Annotated in this window: 17 protein-coding genes and 2 tRNA genes; 10 read left to right on the forward strand and 9 right to left on the reverse strand. The window is 44.7% G+C overall.

Going from position 1 to position 22,473, the window contains the following annotated elements:
* Positions 1-60: 60 nt before the first annotated feature.
* Positions 61-2,721 carry a beta-N-acetylhexosaminidase gene (locus L4D05_RS03370; protein WP_428793021.1) on the reverse strand — a complete coding sequence of 887 codons (2,661 nt, stop codon included), beginning with the start codon at positions 2,719-2,721 and terminating at the stop codon, positions 61-63.
* A gap of 419 nt (positions 2,722-3,140) precedes the next feature.
* Between L4D05_RS03370 and L4D05_RS03375 the strand changes: the two genes are divergently transcribed.
* Positions 3,141-3,599, forward strand: coding sequence for a low molecular weight protein-tyrosine-phosphatase (locus L4D05_RS03375; RefSeq protein ID WP_428793022.1), 459 nt, complete (start codon positions 3,141-3,143; stop codon positions 3,597-3,599).
* 140 nt (positions 3,600-3,739) lie between these two features.
* Here L4D05_RS03375 and ansA read toward each other — a convergent pair whose 3' ends face one another.
* Positions 3,740-4,753, reverse strand: coding sequence for an asparaginase (ansA, locus tag L4D05_RS03380; protein WP_265675276.1), 1,014 nt, complete (start codon positions 4,751-4,753; stop codon positions 3,740-3,742).
* Positions 4,754-4,873: 120 nt separating this feature from the next.
* A complete protein-coding gene (gene sppA / locus L4D05_RS03385; RefSeq protein WP_428793123.1) occupies positions 4,874-6,724 on the reverse strand; it encodes a signal peptide peptidase SppA in 1,851 nt (616 codons plus the stop codon).
* 294 nt (positions 6,725-7,018) lie between these two features.
* Here sppA and L4D05_RS03390 point away from each other — a divergent pair, with 294 nt between their 5' ends.
* The 3 genes from L4D05_RS03390 (at position 7,019) to L4D05_RS03400 (ending at position 11,690) form a co-directional block, all read left to right on the forward strand.
* Positions 7,019-9,022: a 2,4-dienoyl-CoA reductase FMN-binding domain-containing protein gene (locus L4D05_RS03390; RefSeq protein WP_428793023.1), complete on the forward strand. Its 2,004-nt coding sequence runs from the start codon at positions 7,019-7,021 to the stop codon at positions 9,020-9,022.
* A gap of 104 nt (positions 9,023-9,126) precedes the next feature.
* The gene (locus tag L4D05_RS03395; protein WP_428752314.1) at positions 9,127-9,675 is read left to right on the forward strand and encodes an NAD(P)H nitroreductase; all 549 of its coding nucleotides are present in this window, start codon (positions 9,127-9,129) and stop codon (positions 9,673-9,675) included.
* An 80-nt stretch (positions 9,676-9,755) separates the two neighbouring features.
* On the forward strand, positions 9,756-11,690 hold the full coding sequence (locus L4D05_RS03400; RefSeq protein ID WP_428793024.1) for a DNA topoisomerase III: 1,935 nt from the start codon (positions 9,756-9,758) through the stop codon (positions 11,688-11,690).
* A 70-nt stretch (positions 11,691-11,760) separates the two neighbouring features.
* On the opposite strand, the gene L4D05_RS03405 is transcribed toward L4D05_RS03400, so the two are convergent.
* A complete protein-coding gene (locus L4D05_RS03405; RefSeq protein ID WP_428793025.1) occupies positions 11,761-12,462 on the reverse strand; it encodes an SDR family oxidoreductase in 702 nt (233 codons plus the stop codon).
* Positions 12,463-12,521: 59 nt separating this feature from the next.
* Here L4D05_RS03405 and L4D05_RS03410 point away from each other — a divergent pair, with 59 nt between their 5' ends.
* Genes L4D05_RS03410 through L4D05_RS03420 form a run of 3 tightly spaced genes read left to right on the forward strand, consistent with a single transcriptional unit; the run spans position 12,522 to position 14,214 of the window.
* Positions 12,522-13,445 carry a histone deacetylase family protein gene (locus L4D05_RS03410; RefSeq protein WP_428793026.1) on the forward strand — a complete coding sequence of 308 codons (924 nt, stop codon included), beginning with the start codon at positions 12,522-12,524 and terminating at the stop codon, positions 13,443-13,445.
* A complete protein-coding gene (locus L4D05_RS03415; RefSeq protein WP_428793027.1) occupies positions 13,442-13,930 on the forward strand; it encodes an NUDIX domain-containing protein in 489 nt (162 codons plus the stop codon). The genes L4D05_RS03410 and L4D05_RS03415 overlap by 4 nt, the downstream gene beginning before the upstream one ends.
* Before the next feature lie 56 nt (positions 13,931-13,986).
* Positions 13,987-14,214 (forward strand): DUF2986 domain-containing protein, encoded by a 228-nt coding sequence (locus L4D05_RS03420; RefSeq protein ID WP_428752309.1) that lies wholly within the window; start codon positions 13,987-13,989, stop codon positions 14,212-14,214.
* 230 nt (positions 14,215-14,444) lie between these two features.
* Here L4D05_RS03420 and L4D05_RS03425 read toward each other — a convergent pair whose 3' ends face one another.
* Entirely contained in the window at positions 14,445-15,353 is a 909-nt protein-coding gene (locus tag L4D05_RS03425; RefSeq protein ID WP_428793028.1) for a glucosaminidase domain-containing protein, read from the reverse strand.
* A 213-nt stretch (positions 15,354-15,566) separates the two neighbouring features.
* Here L4D05_RS03425 and L4D05_RS03430 point away from each other — a divergent pair, with 213 nt between their 5' ends.
* Entirely contained in the window at positions 15,567-17,246 is a 1,680-nt protein-coding gene (locus L4D05_RS03430) for a PKD domain-containing protein (RefSeq protein ID WP_428793029.1), read from the forward strand.
* Between the two features lie 96 nt (positions 17,247-17,342).
* Here L4D05_RS03430 and L4D05_RS03435 read toward each other — a convergent pair.
* The 4 genes from L4D05_RS03435 to L4D05_RS03450 form a co-directional block, all read right to left on the reverse strand.
* Positions 17,343-17,433 (reverse strand) — tRNA-Ser (locus L4D05_RS03435).
* Between the two features lie 160 nt (positions 17,434-17,593).
* A tRNA-Pro gene (locus L4D05_RS03440) sits at positions 17,594-17,670 on the reverse strand.
* Positions 17,671-17,734: 64 nt separating this feature from the next.
* Positions 17,735-19,558: a DUF3413 domain-containing protein gene (locus L4D05_RS03445; RefSeq protein ID WP_428752306.1), complete on the reverse strand. Its 1,824-nt coding sequence runs from the start codon at positions 19,556-19,558 to the stop codon at positions 17,735-17,737.
* 38 nt (positions 19,559-19,596) lie between these two features.
* Positions 19,597-19,812 carry a YejL family protein gene (locus L4D05_RS03450; RefSeq protein ID WP_250616947.1) on the reverse strand — a complete coding sequence of 72 codons (216 nt, stop codon included), beginning with the start codon at positions 19,810-19,812 and terminating at the stop codon, positions 19,597-19,599.
* A gap of 84 nt (positions 19,813-19,896) precedes the next feature.
* Here L4D05_RS03450 and yejK point away from each other — a divergent pair, with 84 nt between their 5' ends.
* Positions 19,897-20,895 carry a nucleoid-associated protein YejK gene (gene yejK / locus L4D05_RS03455; RefSeq protein ID WP_428752305.1) on the forward strand — a complete coding sequence of 333 codons (999 nt, stop codon included), beginning with the start codon at positions 19,897-19,899 and terminating at the stop codon, positions 20,893-20,895.
* A gap of 80 nt (positions 20,896-20,975) precedes the next feature.
* Positions 20,976-22,460 carry an Hpt domain-containing protein gene (locus L4D05_RS03460; RefSeq protein WP_428793030.1) on the forward strand — a complete coding sequence of 495 codons (1,485 nt, stop codon included), beginning with the start codon at positions 20,976-20,978 and terminating at the stop codon, positions 22,458-22,460.
* Positions 22,461-22,473 lie beyond the last annotated feature (13 nt).

Genomic DNA, 22,473 nt, shown 5'->3' on the forward strand with positions numbered 1-22,473 from the left:
TTTTATAAGTTGTTGCCCAAAGTCATCTTTGGGCAACATTGATGGATAGGTGTTGAAATATTAGAGTTTTAGAATGGTGATTCTGCTGCTTCGCTGACCTTGGCGATCGATACTTCGTAGCCACACATCAGTATGAATAGTTGGTGCTGTATCACTTTCGTAATTCAGCCAATCTTGTCCTTGGTTTAGCGAGTATTGAAGTTGGATTCCAGGGAAAGCGCTGTTCATCTCTAATTTGCCGTTGTTTAGGATTGCTCCTGGAACCGGAAGGCGGTATTGAATACCGACTTTTGCGAGCTTAGCTAACTCTCGTTGACCTAAGATGTTTGCAAAACGATTGAAGTCAGCAGCAAGCGCCTCTTTATTAACCCACTGTGTGTCTTGGGAGTATGTTCTACCGACGGTATACGGGGTTTCCCAGCTGCCTTTGTGCCATGCACGCTCAGCTGCTGCCAAAACGCGAGGGAAAACCATATATTCGTATTGGTCATCCGTTCTTACGGTCTCAGACCATAACTGAGCTGACATGCCATAAAACGCGGGCGCTTCGATTGTGCCTTTGCCTTCAAACCCATTGCCATCTCTATCAAGTGATGTCTCTGCATTTTGAGGTAGGTTTTCCGGCGCAAAAGAGAACATCTTACGAGTGTTGGTTGAGCGCGTTGCCCAGTAGTAGCCACGTTCTTTTGGATCGAATTCGTAAGGGAAATCCATATATAGGTAGTCAGGGTTAGAGATAATAACTTGGTAGCCTTTCTTAGCCCATTCGTACGCAGAGGCGGTTCCGCCCCAATACAAGGTATCCCAGAAATTAACTCGTGTTGTTTCTGTTGCAAAATCACCTGAATCTGTTGCTGTTTTCAAGCCATCTTGCCACGCTTGAAATTGCCCTACACCTTTATTTTTGGCAATTTTCGCTACGTTTTTAGCAAAATAACTAGGTAGCTCTTTAACTGATGTCAGAGCGGTATCGGCTAACAATTGTTGGCATTTTGGTGATTTTTCAAATGGGTGATGTTCATTACTAAGGTCGATCTCACCTTGACCTGCCACCTTTTGAGCGGCCTGACGGTCTTGGTGTCCACCGAGTAATTTGATGTTTTTCGCTTCATCACCACCGAAATGCCAAGTAGTTAATGGTACGCCAGCTTCACTGTGCATGGCTTGCACTTCAGATACCACTTTTGTGACGAAATGATGCGACGATTCTAAGCAGGGGTTAATAAAGCTTTTTCGATCATAGAACTGTACCGTTGTGACGTTTGAGTCATCTTTTGGATCGATGAGGCGGTATTCTTCCGCAAGCTCTAACTTTCCTTGTGCTTTGAAGTCATTGTAACGAGCCTCCATGGCGACAACCGCAGCTCGAGCGTGAGCTGGCATATCGATTTCGGGTATGATTTCAATATGACGAGCGGCAGCGTAGCGAAGGATTTCAATATAATCCGCGCGGCTAAAGTGACCCGATCCCATATTGTTGCTGTCCGGTCCTGAGCCGAGCTGTGGCAATAGGCATTCGGTTTCGGTTTTATCGAAGCAGCGTTTAGCACCAATATCGGTTAACTCCGGCAACCCAGGGATCTCTAAACGCCATCCTTCATCGTCAGTAAGATGTAAATGAAGTTTATTGAGTTTATAGGCGCTCATTTGGTCGAGCGTTTTGATAATAGCCTGCTTAGAGTGGAAATTACGGGCAACATCGACCATCACACCACGGTATTGATAACGGGGTGCATCGCTTATTTCTAAGTAAGGGATTTGGCTTGGGTCATCAAGATCGATCAGGGAAAATAGAGACTGCATAGCATAATACAAACCGGCGTCGTCATAGCCAAATACGTGAATACCATTTTCATTAATAGTCAGTTTATAGCCACCGCTTACTTGAATTTCTTTAGCAAGCGCCGTTTTATCCACTTCACCATATACACCAATGCTACCCGATTTTGATAGACCGAGTGCTTGAGCTCTTGACTCAATCGCGCTCAATGTTGCTTGGTCTATTGGTAGTGACGTGAAATCAATACCAGCTCGTATATCAAGGCTTCCATTGCCTTCAATAAGTTGGTGAGGGGTCGGGATAATTTGTTGATTAACTGGCGTTAAAGATAAGTCAGCATTGTTTTGGTAACGAACTTCTGGCGTGACAAGTGTATTGTTGTCCGTCGATACACGTTTTAGTTTTTTCGCTTCAATCGGGGCAACAAATTGGCTCAAATCTTCCGTGTCCATTTGAGTGAGAACTTTAGGCGTTGCATTGTCAGCGCTAACAAACGCACGAGGCATGAAATCAGATTCAAATAGCTGCCAGTATTCACCGATAACAGGAATATCTAAACTCTCACCAGATTCGATGCCTTTGAATGAAGAGGTAGGTTTGATTTCGTAGAGATCGCCTGTAATACGTTGTATTGAGAACTGATCTGTATCCAGCTTTAAGATAATACGCACACTATGAATATAGAGTGACCAGTTTTTGGATTTAATGGCAGTACCGCCGTTGGTTAGGGTCATCGTACTTTGATTACAAAGCGCCCAATCCGCGCCAAGTTTCTGGCAAGGTAATCCATTACTGTCGGTCAAGTTGCTATCGACTTGATATTGAATCGATAGGTTTTCCGATAGGGTATCGACAAGAGGCTGAGCGGCAAGGTGGCTCTGTGCTGAACTAGCAAAGCTAATGCTCATTAGAGCGATGGTAATCATACTGCGACGAGGCATGCTATCTCCAAGTTGGGGAATTAAGACGGCGCAAAAGTAACGGCTCATGGAACAGATTTAAATTGACTATTAATTTTGTGTGACATCAATCGTTGTTACAAAGTAAAAAAAATCACAAAACCTTTAATAACAATGATTTATTTGTTTGTGTCGTAAAAGTCACGCTAGATTTTCGTAAGTTTGGCGTAGTTCTCTGGGGTGGTTTTAGGTTTGCTTAGGTTAGGGTGGGGCGCATTGAGAGGGTTTGGTAAGTTCTGATTTCTATGAGTAAAATAAATGTGATGTAGGTCGTAAAGCTGCGCGACGTTAAATTTTAAATTAGTGCTATTTTAACGATATTAACGAAAGAATTTTGTTCATAGAGTAAGCAGGATTTCCGGAGTAACCTATGGGTGCACTTTAAAATAAAGAGGAATGCTATGAAACCATCAATTTTAGTTGTATGTATGGGCAACATTTGTCGCTCTCCAACGGGGGAGGCGGTACTGAAAGCTTGTGCTAAAAGGCGAGGTATAGCGGTGGAAGTGGACTCTGCTGGTACGATTGGATTTCATGAAGGTGCAGCGCCTGATGCGAGAGCAAAAGTAGCGGCTGAGGCTCGCGGTTATAGTTTCGCTGATATGTCAGCGAGACAGGTCACCGATGAGGATTTTTATCACTTTGATATGATTTTAGCTGCTGATAAAGATAACCTCAGTGACTTAAAGCTAAGGTGTCCTAATCACCTTCAAAGCAAGGTTTCGCTTTTCTTGAGCCATGGCTGCACTGGTGAGACAGAGATACCTGATCCCTATTATGGTGGAGAGCAGGGCTTTGAACGGGTGTTAGATTTAATCGAAGAGGCGGCGGAGCGGGTATTGGATAAACTTGAAAAATAGAAACAGGGTGAATGAAGGTGCTGCTCACTCTAACTTGCGTATAGCTAACTTGCGTATAGCCAACTCGCGCATAGCGTGGTGAACAGCAACTCGATGTGTACTTGTTTGTGGTAGCGTGTTTGCTTGTAATTGTGCGTTGACTACTTACTCATTTCACCACGCAGAACTTCCGACATTTGCGTTTTGATCTGCTCATAAGACAAGTTTTGGCTTAATAAGTAATGCAGTTTGGCAAGTGCGGCCTCTGGCGTCATATCGTATCCGCTGATCACTCCAGAATCTGCTAGTGCACACCCTGTCGCGTAGCCGCCCATATTCACCTTACCTGCCAAGCATTGCGTTAAGTTGACGACGATGACGCCGCGTTCTGATGCTTCTTTTAAGTGCGCTAAAAGCGTCGGGTTTTGCGGCGCGTTACCCACACCAAACGTCAACAAGATCATGGCGTTTACTGGCTGGAGCAGTGTGTTTCGAATCACTTCATGTGAAATGCCAGGGTACATAGTGATCACACCGATAGGTTGGGGTGTGATGTCATGAACGCGGAACTCGCCGTCTGCAGGCTTATTGATTTCTACGCCATTACTTAGCTGAATATTGATCCCTGCTTCAAGTAAAGAAGGCAAGTTAGGCGAAGTAAACGCATTAAAACCGTCAGCGTGTGATTTCGTGCTACGGTTACCACGCATTAGCTGGTTGTTGAAGAATAGCGTCACTTCATTAATTGGGTAGTTGGCAGCAATATGCAGTGCATTCAGTAAGTTGGCTTGACCATCTGAACGAAGCTCTGCTAGAGGGATCTGTGAGCCGGTAACGATGACTGGCTTACCCAGGTTTTCTAGCATAAATGATAGCGCTGACGCGGTATACGCCATGGTATCGGTGCCGTGCAGAATAACAAAGCCATCGTACTTGTCGTAATTGTCACGAATATCGTCAGCAATCTGCTGCCAATCCGCTGGTGTCATGTCTGAAGAGTCAATCAAAGGATCGTATTCATGGATGGTAAATTCAGGCATTTCTGAACGGTGAAATTCAGGCATGCTGGCTAATTGCTTTTCCATGAAGCCTGCGACTGGGATGTAACCATGGCTGGATTTTTTCATTCCGATGGTTCCGCCAGTATAGGCAATGTAGATGTGCTTTCTTGTCATGACAGACATTACTTTTATGATTTGGACAGGTAGCGGGATTATAGCGGAAACAAACAAAAGAGCCACCGAAATGGCGGCTCTTTACAGCTTAATTGAGTGGTTAAATCTACTTATTTAGTTCTATTCAACATTACAAGTTAAGCATAATACATAATGACCTTTCGGATCATTGAAGCTTTCCACTAGCGAGGCTTGTTGCTGAATTTGCGCAGCGGCTGGCTGTAAGCTAGCCGGGATCCAACTTGAGACATCGTAGCCTAGTGATACTTTCACTTGCTGCATCATTTCTTGCATAAATTGTTGAGCAGGACTAAGTGGCTCTTCAACCCAATACACATCATAAGTGTCGAGATTACCCAACTCGGCTGCAACCGCAACCGCATCGTCAAAATCACCGATTTGGTCGATAAGACCACGGTCTAATGCGTCTTGCCCTGTCCAAACTCGACCTTGAGCAATGTTATCCACGCCGTCGACGGTCATGTCACGGTTATCGGCAACTAAGGTGATGAAGCGTTTATAACCATTCTCTATGCCCATTTGGAACGCCGCTGAAGCGCCTTCGGTGAGCCCCGTGGTCACACCAACACCAGAAAATGGTGATGTCCCCACGCCATCGGTATTGATCCCGATGTTATTGAGTCCTTTTTCAAAGGTAGTAATGACACTAAAGATACCAATAGAGCCTGTGATTGTTGTGGGTTGTGCAATGATTTTGTCGGCACTCATTGAAATCCAGTAGCCGCCAGAAGCGGCTAGGCTAGACATAGAGACAACAACGGGTTTGCCAGCCTGCTGTAGGGCCTCGACTTCGTTACGAATGACTTCTGAAGCAAAGGCGCTGCCACCAGGGCTATCTACTCGTAATACCACTGACTTCACCGTGTCGTCTTCTCTTGCTTGTTTAAGCAAGCCAGCAACAGTATCTCCGCCAACGGTTCCTCTAGGCTGTTCGCCATCCATAATGGTTCCGCTCGCAACGACAACTGCGACGCTGTCTTGTGGCGCTTGAACATCAAACGGAATCGTCATTTGGTAGTCATAGTAGCCAATGGCATTAAAGCTGCCATCACCATCACTACCAAAGGCATCGATCATGGCTTGGTTCACTTGTTGCTTAGTGGCAAGTTCATCTACAAGACCAAGTTTTTTGGAAAGTGCCGCCAAATCACCATCGACCGATTTTAACTCGGCTAGGAAGGTATCCATAGTCGGAGTGAGTACATCCGTTGCTAACTCTCTGTTGGTCGCAACATCGTCGACATACGCGTCCCAAAGCTGAGAAACCCAACGAGTGGCTGACTCTTTTGCAGCGGGAGACATGTCGTCACGTAAAAAAGGTTCTACGGCTGATTTGTAGGTTCCTACACGGAAAACATGTGTGGTGACATCAAGTTTTTCGAGTAAGGTTTTATAGTACATGGAGTAAGCGCTATAACCTTTGATAAGAACCGCACCATCGGGGGCGAGGTAAACTTTATCGGCATAGCTGGCTAGGTAATACTGGCTCTGATTGTAAAACGATCCGTAGGCGAGTACGGGCTTGCCTGTCGCTTTAAACTCGTTAATGGCTTTAGCGATGTAGCGCAATTTAGTTAGGCTAGTTTCAGGCATGTCGCGCAAAGAGAGAACCAGTCCAGTGACATGATCATCGGTTGAGGCATGTCGAATAGTATCGACAATATCAAATAACACGTTCTCTTTCGGCATGTCTTTGCCAAACAAGGATCCCGTCACTGAGTCCATTGGATTGACATAACTGCTTTGCTCGACGATAGGTCCTGCAATGTTAAGCACTAATGCTGACTCTTTTTTTACGGCTGGCGTACTGGAGTCAACTTGCGTAAAGCCAAAGTACAGCATTGCAATGACGGCAAAGAAGATCAGGTTCACAATCGCTAATCTGGTAAAGTTAATGACTTTCCAGATCCCCTTGAAGACTAAACCAATAAAGCGCACTATTTTTTTCATCATCTCTCCACATCACACGAGGTGAGTGCCTGTATCCCTAAATAACAGCCTATAGTCTAATGTTACGACCGTGAATAAGCTGTATGAATATTGTAATTGTACGTGAAAGTGACGACTTTGACTCAATCAAAAGGCATCACCATAAAAATTAGAGACTTATCATCATCGATGAAGTTCAAATAATCAAAAATTATTTTGCGCGATGTTGTAAAAATGTAAACGGTAGTTTGATTTATTAACGTCAGTGTAATAATCTGGTCAGACCACAACTATACAAGCAAAGTGAAGTCTGCCATGTACCCAAATCTATTAAAACCGCTCGACTTAGGATTCACTCAACTGCGAAATCGCGTCTTGATGGGCTCTATGCACACTGGTCTCGAAGAGCATAAAGAAGGTTTGCAAAAACTCGCCGCGTTCTATGAAGAACGAGCCAAAGGTGGGGTTGGATTGATAGTCACGGGCGGATTTTCTCCGAATTTACGAGGTCGTCTCGCGCCATTTGCCGCGGAATTTAGTAAGCCTAAGCATGCAAAAGCTCACAAAGTCGTGACAGAAGCGGTACATAAACATGGCGGTAAGATTGCGTTGCAAATTCTGCATGCAGGTCGCTATGGGTACCATCCTTTTACACAAAGTGCCTCGAAGATAAAATCACCAATTTCTCCTTTTACACCAAGTGAAATCAGTAGTCGTCAAATTTGGAAAACCATCAATGCTTACGCAAATAGCGCTGCTTTAGCGCAAAGCGCCGGCTACGATGGTGTGGAGATTATGGGCTCTGAAGGCTATTTCATTAACCAGTTTATCTGTAAGCGCACTAATGTGCGCTACGACGAATGGGGTGGCAGTTATGAAAATCGCATCCGATTAGCGATAGAAGTGGTTAAGGCTGTGCGAGCGGCTGTGGGTGAAGAGTTTATTATTATTTTCCGCTTGTCGATGCTGGATTTAGTTGAACAAGGTAGTACGTTTGATGAAGTTATCCAACTTGGAAAAGCACTCGAAGAGGCTGGTGTGACGATTATTAATAGTGGTATTGGTTGGCATGAAGCAAAAGTGCCTACCATTGCCACTCAGGTACCAAGAGCCGCGTTTACATGGGTGACAGAGAAAGTACGTCCTCACTTAAAAGTGCCTGTCATCACGACAAACCGCATTAATACCCCAGAAGAAGCAGAGCGGGTGTTAGCCGCAGGGCATGCTGATATGGTATCGATGGCCAGACCGTTTTTAGCGGATCCTAATTTTGTGAAAAAGGCTGAGCAAAACCAATCGCAGCTCATCAATACCTGTATTGGTTGTAACCAAGCCTGTTTGGATAACGCCTTTAAAGGGAAGCGCGCGACATGCTTGGTTAACCCACAAGCGTGTTACGAAACAGAATTGGTGATTGGCCATGCGGCTACATCGAAAAATATTGCGGTTGTGGGCGCGGGGCCTGCTGGTCTTGCTTGCGCCACGATGTTAGCTGAGAAAGGTCATTCAGTGGACTTATTTGAAAAGAGTGATCGTATTGGCGGACAGTTCCGCTTAGCTATGCAGATTCCGGGCAAAGAAGAGTTCCGTGAAACCATTCGTTATTTTGCCAACCGAATAGATGAAACCGGTGTGAAGTTGCACTTAGAAACGGAAGCCAACGCAGATTTACTCAAAGAGTACGATGAAGTTGTCATGGCGTCCGGGGTGAAACCGAGAATGCCGAAACTGGAAGGTATTGATCATCCAGAAAAAGTCATTGATTATCAAACCCTGATTCGTGACAAAGTGTATGCGGGTGAAAATGTGGCCATTATGGGCGCTGGTGGTATTGGTGTTGATGTCGCCTCGATGCTGACTGAGCCTGTTGGCCATACATTGGATGACTGGTTGCATGAATGGGGCGTCGATACACAAGTGGAACATCCCGGCGGTTTATATCCTTTCCCTGATACAGTGTCTGATACCAATGTATGGGTTATGCAACGTAAAGCGGGTCGTGTTGGTAAAGGACCTGGAAAAACCACGGGTTGGATTCATAAGAAAACGCTAGAGAAGCGTGGTGTTAATCTCCTAGCCGGTGTTTCTTATGAAAAAATTGATGATGATGGTTTACACATCACCGTCAAAGGCGAAAACAAGTTGATCCCAGCAGATAAAGTGATCGTATGTGCGGGTCAAGAATCGGTTAAGCCCTTTGAAGAGCAGTGGCCGGATTTTGGCGATAAGCTTCATGTGATTGGTGGTGCCGATTATGCTGGCGAGTTAGATGCGGTACGAGCCATTCGTCAAGGGGTGGAATTAGCGGCGAAACTGTAACATCTAAGTATTTGATAATCGTTATCAATGGTGATGTTAACTCGTTGACTATTTGTTATTATTAATTAATACGAGATGAATAACGTTAACATCAAGGATGGTTTATGGACGCTTTAGAATTGCTGCTAAACCGACGCTCGATTGCTCGGCTCAATGATCCGGCTCCAGAAGGGGCTGCATTAGAGAACATCATCAAAGCGGGGCTTCGAGCACCAGATCATGGTGGATTAACGCCTTGGCGCTTTGTTCTCGCACAAGGAGAAAGCCGGGCTAAACTGGCAAAAATTTTAGAGGAAGCGGCGGTCAACGCAGGTCGTGAAGACGTAGTGATTGAGAAGGCAAAAAAAGCGCCTTTTCGTGCTCCGCTCGTCATTACTGTGATCGCCAACGTAACCGAACATGAGAAAGTCCCCGCGTTTGAACAGCATCTCTCCGCCGGCTGTGCGGTGCAAGCCATGCAGATGGCGGCTGTGGCGCAGGGGTTCCAGGCATTTTGGCGTTCAGGAAAATGGATGTTTGATGATCATGTTCGTCAGGCGTTCAATGTCAAAGGGCAGGACCAGATTGTTGGGTTTCTTTATGTCGGCACACCCGGTTGCACCCCAATGAAAGTTCCAGAACGTGATCTTTCTAAGTTCGTTGAATTTCTTTAACTGTCTATTTATACAGTTTTTCTTGATTAATAAAGGTAAGCTTGGTTAAGCTTACCTTTTCTTTTATCAGTATATTTCTTATGACACGTCTATTTATTGCAGAGAAACCCAGTTTAGGTCGCGCCATTGCCGCGGCTTTGCCTAATCCTCAGAAAAAAGGTGAGGGCTTTATTCAATGTGGTAATAGTGATGTGGTGACTTGGTGTATTGGGCATCTACTCGAGCAAGTTGAGCCTGATGTTTACGATGACCGATATAAGAAATGGAATATGCTCGACCTTCCTATTATTCCAGAGCAGTGGCAATTGCGGCCAAGAAAGTCAGCAGCCAAACAGCTCGCCGTCGTTAAAAAACTGGTCAAGCAAGCTGACTCATTAGTTAATGCAGGCGACCCAGATAGAGAAGGGCAATTGCTTGTTGATGAAGTCATAGATTATTGCAAAGTCAGCAAAGCGAAAAAAGACGGTGCGCAGAGACTATTGATCAGTGATTTAAACTTACCTGCGGTTAAGAAAGCTATTGGTGCCATGCGCATGAATAAGGAGTTTGTGCCGTTGTCAGTGTCGGCGTTGGCGCGTTCAAGAGCAGACTGGCTGTATGGGATGAATATGTCCCGAGCGTATACTTTGCTTGGGCAAAAAGCAGGCTATCAGGGGGTTTTGTCTGTTGGGCGAGTACAAACACCAGTATTGGGTCTGGTGGTTCGTCGTGATGACGAAATTGCCAATTTTATCCCTAAGGACTACTTTACTCTGCATGCATTAATCCCATTTCAAGATAGCCAAGACTCGTTTGATATTCGTGCTCGCTGGAAACCAAGTGAAGCGTGTAAGCCATGGCAAGATGAAGAAGGGCGCGTATTGAACCGTAAATTGGTTGAAAATGTCGCTAATCGTATCCAAGGTCAGCCCGCAAAAGTGGTGAAGTCTGAACATAAATCGACTAAGCAAAATGCACCTTTACCGTATTCTTTATCGGCATTACAAATTGACGCTGCAAAACGCTATAACATGAGCGCTCAGCAGGTGCTGGATGTCTGTCAGGCATTGTATGAAAAACATAAGTTGATTACCTATCCACGCTCTGACTGTCGTTACTTGCCTAATGATCATTTCTATCAAGCTAACGATGTGTTAGCCGCGATTAAAAATAACAGCAAAGCTTATGCTGCCTGTGTTGATAGCGCGGACAGTAGTCGAAAGTCCAAAGCTTGGAATAACAGCAAAGTGGATGCGCACCATGCCATTATCCCGACCCCTAAAAAAACCAGTAGCGTACTTTCGAGCTATGAAGAGAATGTTTATGGCTTGATTGCGCGCCAATATGTGATGCAGTTTTATCCGCCAGCCGTATACGCAGAAGCGATGCTTGAATTTGATATCCAAGGTGGTCATTTTGTTTCTAAAGGAAAGCGACTTCAAGAGCCGGGATGGCGAGTGTTACTTGGCAAGCAATCGGATGACAAAGAGGAGGGTGTCGATGCGGTGCCACCTTTACCCGTGGGTACAGAATTGATTTGTCGAGAAGGCCAAATCTTAGAGAAAAAAACTGAGCCACCGAGACACTTTACGGAAGCGACGTTACTGCAAGCTATGACGGGGATAGGACGTTTTGTTGTTGATCCCTCTTTAAAGAAGATCCTTAAAGAGACCGATGGTATTGGTACAGAAGCGACGCGAGCGGGTATTTTAGATACGTTATTCAAAAGGCAGTTACTCAAACGCGAGGGTAAGTCGGTACTTGGATCGCCTGCGGGTCGAGGGTTGGTGTACGCGCTACCGGACGAGTCGACTTACCCTGATATGACCGCACATTGGGAACATCAGCTACAAGGCATGGCAGAAAAAACGCATTCCTATTCCCCGTTTATGTCGGGTTTAACTGAAAAAATGGATCAGTTAATGCAGAGAGTGAAAGAAGGGCCTGTGCCGGAGTCACTAAGAAACTTACCTAAGGTTGAAAGACCCGCTTATAAGAAGCGTCGTAAACCTACCGCGAGAAAAAAAGCGAAGTAATGGCGTGCTTCGCTTAGTCCCGTTGTTAATTGGAACGTTACATGACGTTGTTTGAAGGGCTAGATGAAGACTACCAAGGCAGTGCTTTGCCATCAAAATTGAGAAATCGCCCAGAGTCTTCGGTTTGAGCGGATTGAATAACAGAAAACAACCCTTGAGCTGACGTTTGCGTCGAAATCAGCGCATTAGGCCCACCCATTGCGGTTTGTACCCAGCCGGGGTGCAATGCCAATACCGTAAAGCCCTGGCTGGCTAAGTCGTTACTAAGGCTCTTTACTACTGAATTGAGTGCTGCTTTTGATGAGCGATAGATATAGCCACCGCCTGACGTATTTTCCGTCATGCTGCCTACTTTGGATGATAAACAAATGATTTTTTTAACCGATGAAGCTTGCAGCTTGGGGTAGAGCATCTCGACGAGCTTAAGAGGCGCGATAGTGTTGACTTCAAGAACGCGACGCCATTCCTCGGGATCAGTATGCCCGAGTCCAACGTGGTTTGACTGATCCTTTTTGGGACCATAATAGCCTGCGTTGTTGATGACGATATCTATCGTCGGGAGCCCCTTTGCAAATGTTGCAACGTCGTCGTATTGAGTGACATCTAACCGATACAGTTGCAAGCTTTGATGATCTTGCTCAAGGGTTATTAGCTCTTGTGATGTTGATACGGAACGGTAGGTGGCGTGTACTTGGTAGCCTTGTGCGAGAAATTGTTTGGCAAGGGCCAAGCCTATTCCTCTATTTGCACCTGTAATGAGTACGGTTTTCATCTGCTTCTCCTAGCGTTAAGATATGACTATCACTTTGTAGTTAACTAACGATGCCGGACATGCCAGTTCCCTTAATTTATCATCATATCTATTCTGACTTACCACTGCCAGAAGGGCATCGATATCCCATTAATAAATATCGTTTGTTATATCAGGCGATTGAATCTCGATATTTACAGACAGAACTACCGCCCTTTGAGCTATTCGAGCCCACTGCCCTTAATGCGACTCAGCTAATCCAGGTACATTGTCCTGATTACGTTGACACGTTACTACAAGGTACGCTTCCTGCGGCAAAAATGCGTCGTATTGGCTTTCCTTGGAGCCAGGCTCTGATTGAACGTACCTTAACGTCTGCTGGTGGAACATGCCTAGCGGTTGAAAAAGCGTTGGATCACGGTGTCGCGATTCACCTTAGTGGCGGATATCATCATGCACACTATGATTATGGCAGCGGATTTTGCTTGGTTAATGACTTAGCATTGGCGGCGCAGCATGCTTTAACGTCGGGAGTAGAAAAAGTACTGATTATTGATAGTGATGTTCATCAAGGAGACGGCACCGCGACGCTGATGGCTGATAACCCTCAGGTGGTGACCTTGTCTTTTCATTGTGAGAAAAATTTCCCAGCACGTAAACCCGCCTCAGATTTAGATGTTCCCTTGGTAAAGGGTCTTGGTGATCAGGCATTTTTAGCGACTTTCAAAGAGGTGGTCGACCTTGCATTGCGACTCCACAATCCAGATTTGGTCATTTACGATGCAGGAGTCGATATTCATATTGACGATGAACTCGGGTATTTGAATATCACGACAGAGGGTATTGCGAAACGCGACGAGTGGATATTGGCTCGCTGCCTCGAAGCGCACATACCTATAGCCTGTGTGATTGGTGGTGGCTATCGGAGCCAACATAGCGATCTCATTCCAGTACATATGAACTTGATCAATGCCGCTAATAAACTTTGGGGACATAAGGTATGAAACACCGTATTCGCGCGGCAGGCATTGCCATCAATGGCGATGATATTTTGCTACTACGAGTAAAAGATCCCTATTCAGGGGAGTATTGGATACCGCCTGGAGGCGGTTTGGAAAGCTCGGACCAAAGCAGTAAGCATGCCCTCATTAGAGAGTATAAAGAAGAAACCGGGTTGGATGTCGACGTAGGTGAGTTGCTTTTCATTCGTGAATTTCTTGAAACTTCACGTGATACGTATCATGTCGAGTTGTTTTATCAGATTAGCCGTTGGGAGGGTGAGCTGAGTTTGTCAAACTTAGATGGTCTCAATGACCAATCCTATATTCATGCGGTTGAATGGGTACCATTATCTCAATTAGCGTCGATGAAAACTTTTCCGAGTGACATACATGAGAAAATTTTGCCTTTGATTGAACAACAGCTGCACTCTTATCATCTTGGTAGTTTTGTCCAAGGCTGTGATGATGAAGTGAATCGACTGGATTAAGTGAGAAGAGGGCGCTATTATGCTCCGCTTCATAATATAGACGAGTAACCGCTGCGATGAACCGTAAGAAAAAGATCAATCAAATACATAAAGCTAGAATGAAAAAAGCCAACGCAAAGAAGCATACGAGCAATAAGCCTCGTTATATTTCTAAAGCTGACCGCGCAAAAATGGAAGCGGAGCAAGCGGCACTAGATTCGGCGCAAGCAGAAAACACTCAAGAGCAAGGTGCGGCTGAACAAGACGCAACCTCTGTCCCTCAGGACAACACTATCGAGTCGTAACGCACAATAGATACCTTGCTGGTAAGACTTACATCCATGTGTAATAGCAAGCTTGTTATCTACTACACGTAATTTGTTAGCAGTAACTCTCTTTAGTCGTCAATCTCGTCAATACTATCGCATTATTGCTCAGCTCTTAGCTGAGCAATAATGACCGAGGTCTATTTTCACCGTTTGGTTATAGCCGTTCAGTTATATCAATGCACTTTTATCAACGCACTTATATCAATCTAGTTAGATAAGCGAATGCGTGTCGGCTTATCGGACTCTAATTGTAAATGGTCGAATGAATCAAGATTATGATGCTTGATCAGGGCCGCTAGATTATCGACATAAGCTTGTCCTCGGGTTGAGTAGTGTGATAATGCCTGTATCAATTGACGACCCGTTAAGTTGTTTTCGTTTCTCAATTGTTTTCTAAGAAGCCACATGTCTTTATAAGCGTCTGTCGTATTGAGGTTATGCATATAGCTAGCCGTACCGGCGAACAAGTTATCAAAAGCTGCAACTTTGACGTGCCCTCCAGGTGTGGTGAGATACTTGCCCCCGCGTGAAGATAGATGTTCACCGTAGAGGTTACTGCCTTCAATTGCGAAATGACTGGTTCCCCAACCGCTTTCATCAATGCCTTGCGCTAGCGCCATCCCTACCGGAATGATGTCCACCTGAAGTAGTAAGTCTTCAATTTTCCCTGACTTGACGTCGTAGTCTTTAAGAAGGCTATCTACCCATTGTCGTTCCGCTTTGCTCCAATTCGTTTGAGGACGTTTCTCAATTGTAAGTAACGTTTGCCTAACGTCGAGAATGTGCTGATTTACCTCGCTAATTGTTGGCAGCAATAGGCGGATGAAACCAGACGTTTTTTGTTTCACTGGAAGCGAGTTTAAGTCATGAGGAAGCGTCTCAACATAGATGGCTGGTAGCGTGTGAGTCTGAGTAAGGCCTGCCAATGTATAGTCATATTGCTCGAATTCTTTGAGCAGCGTTTGGGCTGATTTTAATGTCGTCACCGCAACATCGGGGTAGGGGTGCTGAATTTTATTGGGTGGTGATGGGAAATTGTCAGATGCGATAGCGCTGGTTGCCATTACTGATACCAAGAGAAAGATACTTGCGAAGATTTTTTGAATGAAAGACATAAAGCTTGTTCCTTTTTGATAATAGTCCAACCTCAGACTAATCAGGTCACCGTAGTATAGACCCTAAAGACAACAAACATATCAATTACATATTGTATTTATCTCTCTCGAAAATTTTAACCTCGATAGCAAACCGTTGCGCCCGTGATCTTCCTCGAGGCTACTTTGAATGAGTAACACAGTGTTGTGTTTTATCTATTTAAAGGAAGAACTATGGTTAAACAATTATCGGCCATGATGCGAAAAGCCTTGAGCGTATCTAGCACGCTGGTCGTCACATATGGTCTGAGCTTTTCTGCATTGGCGCTTGTTAATGATCAGGTAGAGTTGCCCAAAATATCGAATACCATCCCTCTTAATACTCAGTTGATTGAAGATGGTCTAGTAGAGCAGAATCAATTGGGTACCAAGACTAATACGCTATATTTTTCAGAGCCTGGAGCGAGTTTTATAAAGGTTCACTTTAGCCAAGTATCACTGCCTGATGGTGCCGTACTCGAGATTGCGGATCCAGAAAGAGACGAGGTCTACCATTATAGTCGCGCTCACAATACTCCTAGAACATGGGATAGCAACCGAGGAGACGATGGTATTCATCAATTCTATGCGATGTCGATAGAAGGGGATGCCGTTGAAATTCGCTTAGTGGCAAGTGATGTCAAAGAGCAAGCTAGCGTTACGGTTGACTATCTACAAGTGGGTTTGCCCGTTGAGCAAGTAGAGCAGGTCATCAATTTGGGTCCGGCTGGTGAGGAGTCTATTTGTGGCTCGGACAACAAACAACCAGCAGCGTGTTATGCCAATAGCTTTAGTAATGAATATCAACACTCAAAGCCAGTCGCACGCTTGTTGATTGGTGGGCGAAGTTTGTGCACCGCATGGCGAGTTGGACCTGATAACACCATGATGACAAATAATCACTGTATTGAGTCTGCGGCAGAGGCTGCGAATACAGAGGTATGGTTTAACTATCAGTTGGCAAGTTGCAACGGTGCGAAAGCGTCAACAGTGAAGGTTCAAGCGAGCCAACTGTTGGAAACCGGTACAACTTTAGATTACACCTTATTTAAGGTAAACAACTTTGCGGCGATTCAGTCATTCGGATATTTAGGTTTAGATCCTCGTATTCCTTCGCAATCAGAAACAATCTACATACCACAGCATCCCGGAGGACGTTTGAAAGAGCTGGGCGTGGTAATGGATACGTCTGGAACACGATGCCAAGTTGACCAACCTGTCATTGATGGACGAGGCGCTGGCACGGATGCTGGGTATTTATGTGATACCGAAGGAGGTTCATCTGGCTCTCCAGTTGTCGCATTACGCAGCAACAAAGTGATTGCGCTGCATCATTTAGGTGGATGCTATAACAAAGGGGCGCACATTAGTAAAATATGGCCAAAAATTGCCAGCCATTTCCCAGCAGGGATCCCAGATAGCCAAGTGAATAGCGGTGGTACTCAGCAAGCGCCTTTCGCTAAGGCTGATATCCAGTGTGAGCAGCGTCAGTGTCGTTTTGATGCCTCTCAGTCATTGGATAGCGATGGGAGTATCGTAACTTACAGCTGGAAGTTTGGCGATGGTTCCACTGCATCATCACCTACAACGTCACACAGCTACGCGATTGATGGACAGTACGCGGTAACGCTCACGGTGATCGATAATAGTGGTCTATCGGATGCCGTGACGCAGACCATAGCGGTACAGACGAATACTGGTGGGGGCAGTTGCTCTAACCTGCAAGTTTGGAGCAGTAGTGAGGTGTACCTTGGTGGTGATCGGGTACAGTATGCTGGGCATCAGTATGAAGCGAAGTGGTGGACAAAAGGGGATGATCCTGCGAAGAATTCATCTCAATGGAGTGTATGGAAGAAAATCGACGGTTGTATCTAGGAGGTATTGTTTTTGTGACTTTGTGGTTGGTTAGCTAAAAGCTAAAACATTCCAGAAAGCAAAAAGCCCGCTGAAATTCAGCGGGCTTTTCTAATGTGGCGGAGGGATAGGGATTTGAACCCTAGAAGGGCTATTAACCCTTGCCGGTTTTCAAGACCGGTGCTTTCGACCACTCAGCCATCCCTCCGTTGTTGCAGCGTATATTAATGCGCATCTTACTCTTTGTAAACCCTTTTTAATTCAAAAAATACGATTAATCGCTGTTGGGTTAAAAAGTGAGCTTAGATGTCTATTACTTATACAAAACTATCTAAAAACCCCAAGTATTGCTACTTGGGGCTAAATAATGGTCGGATATACTGGATTCGAACCAGTGACCCCCACTCCCCCAGAGTGGTGCGCTACCAAGCTGCGCTAATATCCGATGGGAGTAATTTAAACGATCAATTATGCGTTGGTCAATACTGTTATATACATAAAGCTTTGTTTTACTGACTTTTAGAGTAGAAACGCTGTAGCTCAGTAAATCCTTGCATCAGTATTGGCAAACGAGGGTTTTTATCATCCAATTTTTGGTAATTTCGATCATAAAGGCTGTAGTTGCCAAACTTGTCGACGACCGTAGTTTCATTAGCGGTGATCAGCGCTAACTCTTTGGTATCCCCGGCAATGATCCACTTGCGTTTTCTTTCATCAAATAGGTTGCGTCCACTGCTGTAGTTCTTAGCATTGGTTGAAACACCACTTAAATCTTGCATGATGGTCACAGGGACATCAAGGTGGCTCGTCATGTGAGTGTAATCAGCGGCTAACTTTCCGGGCCAATGTATCACTAAAGGCACCTTTAATTGATATTGGCTGTAATTGCTATTTGAACCCCAACTGCGGCTTTTCGTTTCATTAAACTCAGTACCATGGTTGGAGGTAAGAATCACAATGGTGTTATCCAGCAATTTTTGATCGACAAGTGTTTGTAGTATTTTGCCAAACTCAAAATCGGCAGCAGTAGCTGCGGCAGAGTAGGCGGCAATGAACTGCTGCTCAGGAGAAAGATCAGCTTTGACGGGTTGATAATTGTCAAAATTATCAACAGTGGTCAGTTCTATATAACTAAACCAAGGTTCACTGCCATCATTTATAAGGGATTGCTGCCACTGTTCAATTGCAGCGTTATCACTAATCAGTGTTTCAGAAGCGCTACCATCGGCATTTTTAGAAATATCAGCCCACGGATAGTTTCTAAAAATGGTATCGCGGTAAAGGTCGTCTTCGAAGTTGTCACCACTAAAGAGTTTGAATGCATACCCTTGTTTTCTTAGTGTCGACAAGAATAACGGTGGTGTACCTTGCGATTTAATGCTGCTCGCATAGCTGGTTGGAATGCCATACATCAGGCCAAACACACCAAAGTCATCGTTACTTGAGCTGTAATGATTCAAGAAGTTTTGGTTATTGAGCGAAAAACCATAGCTAACAGGCATCACTTCCGGTGATAGCATGTCGCTTCGTAAATTATTGATACTGACGATCAGTACGTTAAGATTCTCAGAGCGGCGGTTGAACTCAATTTCAGACAGCGGGTAAGAGACGAGATCGACCGAGCCTTCATTGTCTTTGAGTTTCTGTAAGTACTCTTCGCGATCAAGCAGACCGTGCTTCTCCATAAATGACTTTGCTGTCATAGGGTAAGAAAGCGGAAAGTTGGCCTTTTGTACAGTAATCGGATTGTAAAAATAGGCGTCTGCCCAGATAAAAATCAAATGACTGGAAATAAAGCATAGGAAAAATAACGCCGAAATAGGGCGGCCTATGTGAGTATGCGATAATTTTCGTTGTTTACGCCATACCCATTCCGATAGTGCAAGTTGCGCAAGGAAAATAGGCGGTAAAACAATAAAGAGATGCTGTAAGTCACTACTGACAGGGCTACTTTCATCACCAAACAACAGCTCCCAAACTACGGGGGATAAGTGTAAGTTGATGGTTTGGTAAGCTTGAGTATCAATGAGCAGTACAGTTAAACCGAATGTGGCAAAACAAACGGCGATCAGTCGAAACAGTTTTCGAGACGGAATAATAAACGTTAGCGGGAATAGTATGAGCAGATAGAGCGCAAATACCAGAAATCCAAAGTGACCAATCCATGAGGTCAGAAGATAAATCTGACCAAATAGAGTGTCCGGCCACGGAGACGCGGAAATATAGCGAGTGCCTACTAGCATCGCTGCAATGATATTGAAGAACGCGAACCAGTGTCCCCAACCTACGAGTCGGGAGACGCGCTCACCGTATGAATTTCCGCTATCTACCATTTGCCGTTATTGATTCCGTGCCAAAATTAGTATTGTTCTCACGCTTCTACAGAAGAAATCAGAGCTTTAGAGAATTTTTCCGCAATTGCAGCTCGTTGTGAAGGTGCAACATCGTTATTTAAGACATTGGTTGCGATATTTCCTGCAATCATTAGTGAAAGTTCGGCGCCAGCACCATGTTTGTCAAGCACTGCTGCGATTTCGGTTAAAATTTGTTCTACTTGTTGGTCGGTGTATTTAGATGTAATTGGCATAAGGACTCTGCTAATGATAATGAAAGCGGCTTATGATACCCTACTCTGCATCACAAACGAAACAGCAACGATAATAATTTCACTATGAGTTTGAACCTATCTAACGTTATTTTACACCAGTTAGCGATAAATGAGCAGGAAGAGCTAACGGTTCACTATCGCGATGAGCTACTTCCTAATGACGGCTCAACAGAAAATCTTGTGGCTGAGCTGCATCGTGTCTTTAATGCGAAGGCAGGGAAAGGCTTTGGTTCATTTAAGAATGACAGTGATTTTCAGGTATGGCTCAACGAGCTAAAAAATGGCGAAAAAGATTTTTATTCGTTCTCTCAAGATAGCGCCCAACGTCTTAAAACCGAGCTTGCTAAGTACCCCTTTGCGGATGCAGGCACATTAGTAATGGCACAATATCAGTCGCTTGCCACTGAGTACTTGTTCATTGGTTTATTGCCGTCGTATAGCAGCTTGCAAATAACCGAAGGCTTGAACATTGGCGCTATTGATTATCTAGATATCGGCAAAATGGATATCGTTGCTCGTATCGATTTGACCAGTTACGACGTTGATAAAAACTCGAATCGTTATTTGACGTACATTAAGGGGCGTGTTGGTCGTAAGGTCGCTGACTTCTTCTTGGATTTCTTGCAGGCTGAAGTAGGGTTAGACACTAAACAGCAAAACACTATTTTGATGCAAGCGGTGGAAGACTTTTGTGCTGATGCGCAACTTGATAAAGAAGAGACCGTTAGCTATAAGAAACAAGTATATGAATACTGTAACGAACAGCTTAAAGCGGGTGATGAGGTACAAGTTCGAGAATTGTCGGGAGAGCTACCAGCCAATGAAGGTTCTTCATTTCTTGATTACACGCAAGAGCAGGGCTATGAGTTGGAGGAGAGTTTTCCTGCCGACCGCTCAACGGTGCGTAAGCTAACCAAATTCGTTGGCGCAGGCGGTGGCTTGAACCTGAGCTTTGATAGCCTTTTATTAGGTGAGCGTGTTTTTTATGATCCAGAAACAGATACATTAACAATCAAAGGCACACCACCTAATTTGCGAGATCAGTTGAGTCGCAATCGTTAACATCCTAGCAGAGTCTTTATAAAGCGTTACGTTTAGGTAACGCTTTTAGTCTTCGTCATACCAAGGAAGGGCTGTCGTTGTTGAAATACCGTAAGTCTTTATTTCGCGCCACTATTTTTACGTTACTCGCATGGGCGATCGTCGTCGCTGTGGTGCTGCGAGTGTCTTTTAAGGAAGAGCAAGCAACGAGGTTAGTGGATGAAATTTCCATTAGTATCGATAAACTTCGTCAAGTCATATTCATTTCCCAACCCTATCGTTCCAAAGTGACTCAGCAGATAGAACTAGATCTGCAGTTAATTCATGCTCAGACTATGCAGTTAAAGGCGTTAACGCAATCCGGTATGTCGTCAGATTTGACTCACATGGTTTATCTTCTAGAGCGCTTTGTCGAACAATCGGAGCAGCTTTCTCATGATGAGGCACGCCTTCAGGAATTTGTCTCCAATATGAGTGTAGGACTACCCGCTCTCACACCTGAAGGGCAACGTCTTAGTCATAAATTGTCTTCTATTGTATTAGAAACTTTATTTAACGATGCAATAGAAGCGCGTCAGGTGTATCTGAAGTTGGAAAGCATTCAGCAAAGTGCTTACAAGCTTCCCCTTCAGGATCAACAAGCTTTGTTGCTATTAAACTCGAAGGCTTCGGTATTATTGGCGCAGTCTGCGAATACTACCTTTTTGCTTGACCGTGTTGTGAATCACCCTGTAGTGAATGAGTTGGCTCAGCGAAAACTGCAATCAGAGACGTATTTAGGCCACCAGCTAGTCATTATATCGGTCTCGAGTTTGTTGGCGTTGCTGATCTTAGTGTTTATTAGCGCCAGGATGGTGAGGATTGGAAAGTTAGACCTATTAAGCTTACGATCTAGTAAGCGAGGTGTAAGTGAATCGCCAGCTGAAGAGCTTACGGCTAAGGAGCCTTTAAATGGGCATGTTGAAGGAAGTAGTAAGGCCCTCATACCTGAAACTCTTACACCTAAAGCGGCGACTCATGATACCGAACTATTGAGCGAGGCTTCTACTGGGTATGATGTTACTCGTGCTGCGGACATTAGCACGGCAGCTGAGTGTACACTCGAGACAGAAAGTCGTTCTAAGTCATTTACTGAAAGCAATAACGAAATGGTAGCGGGTGAAGCGCTAAGCGTTGAACAAGCCGCCACTGAAGCATCAACAGAACAAGTATTAAATAAAGCGACGTCGGAAGACGTTGTAAATACTACTGTTATCAATTTTGCCATGATGCTGAATACATTAGATGGTGATAAAGAGTCAGTCTTGATGCTTCTAGAGGTATTTATTAGTGAGCATCGTGATGATGTGGAGCGGCTACAAGCTTTATTAGAGAAGGATATCGAGTCGGCGACACGTATTGCCCATACGTTAAAAGGGGTGTCAGGCAGTATCTATGCGGATGCTTTGCATCAAGCTTCTTCAGACGTAGAGAAAAAACTTAAACAACAGGAAGTGGTTCCGAGTGCATTAATTGAAACGTTAAGAGAAGGACTTATGAGTGCCGTGGAGTCAGCAGAAGCTTACATTAAGCAAGAGCAATCATAATAATGTCGTCGCA

The sequence above is a fragment of the Vibrio nomapromontoriensis genome, assembly GCF_050337205.1.
Lineage (GTDB): Bacteria > Pseudomonadota > Gammaproteobacteria > Enterobacterales > Vibrionaceae > Vibrio > Vibrio nomapromontoriensis.